The following is a 1,320-nucleotide window of genomic DNA, read 5'->3' on the forward strand; positions in this document are numbered from 1 at the left end:
GACTCCGAAGGACGATGCGCAGGCTGCACTTTTCAAGCACATCCTCGACGACGCGAACGGGCGGGCAGGCGCCGCCGATGCGCGCCTGCTCGTGCTGGCGGCCCGGGAGCGCTTCGCCGCCCTGTCCACAGACCAGCGACGTGCGTTGGTGCTCAGCGACGGCGGCCACAAGGTGCTCCGTGACGCGGGCATCACGTGGGAGGCCCTGTCCGGGTTCGTCGGCAAGCTCACGGCTGCCGAGTGGGAGGCGCTGATTCCCTCGATGGGGTACACCGCCCTGCGGATGAACCTGCGCAACCTCGCCGAAGCCGGCATCTCGAACGCGGCCGTGGACATGGTGAACGCCCGTCTCCGTGACGCGGACGAGGTCGCCCGGGCGGGCGCACTTCCGGTGCAGTTCCTGGCTGCATACCGCAACGCACCGCTGCAGTTTCACGCTGCGCTCGAGCGAGGTATCCAGCATGCGGTCACGAACGTACCGGCGCTGCCGGGGCGGACACTGGTGCTGGTGGACTGCTCGGGGTCGATGTACGACCAGCTGTCGGCGAAGTCGAGCCTCACTCGCATGGATGCCGCTGCAGTCTTCGGTTCAGCGCTCGCGCTTCGCGCCGAGGACGCCACGCTGGTGGCGTTCGGTACCGACTCAGGGGAGGTGCGGTTCCGGAATACGGACGCCGTGCTCCAGCTGACCGGTCGGTTCGCGGGCATGGGTGGCACGCGTACGGCGAAGGCTGTCCGTCAGCATTATGCCGGCCACGACCGCGTGGTCGTCATCACTGATGAGCAGGCTGGGGTCGACTTCTACGGTGACGGCGACGTGTTCGGCGCCGTGCCAGCGAAGGTGCACACCTTCACGTGGAATCTTGCCGGGTACGAGCGTGGCCACGCTGCCGACACCGGCTTCCGACACACGTTCGGTGGGCTCTCCGATGCGGGCTTCTCGCTCGTGGGGTTCATCGAGCGCGGCACTCGGGCTGATTTCCCGTTCTGAAGGTGAGGGCGTCCTAACGGGCGCCCTCACCTTCTTCGCTCCGTAGCCAAGCGGTATGGCGCCTCGCTCATAACGAGGAGAGCGCAGGTTCGAGTCCTGCCGGAGCGACGCGCAGCTGTCGCCTGCCCGCGCTGACGACCGCGCATGAATGCGTCAATGCAACAGCCGGAGTAGCTACCCGGTGCCGGACTAGCTGCCCGGCGCGTTGGAGGGCGGAGACGGATGCCAACCGTTGCCGTGGGGTTGAGAGAGGCTCAGTGCCGTTCGAATCGGTGCGACCCGACACCGAAGAGGTTCCGATTTCGGCACGGATAGTCCGGTTTCGTCAC

Annotated in this window: 1 protein-coding gene and 1 tRNA gene; both read left to right on the top strand. The window is 67.0% G+C overall.

The window, feature by feature from the left end; translation table 11 throughout:
• The coding region (locus B7X32_RS20920; RefSeq protein ID WP_292724165.1) for a TROVE domain-containing protein at positions 1-991 on the top strand (991 nt) is incomplete at its 5' end.
• Positions 992-1,027: 36 nt separating this feature from the next.
• Positions 1,028-1,099, top strand: a tRNA-Met gene (locus B7X32_RS20925).
• The last annotated feature ends 221 nt before the right edge of the window (positions 1,100-1,320 follow it).

It is taken from the genome of Microbacterium sp. 13-71-7, from assembly GCF_002257455.1.
Lineage (GTDB): Bacteria > Actinomycetota > Actinomycetes > Actinomycetales > Microbacteriaceae > Microbacterium.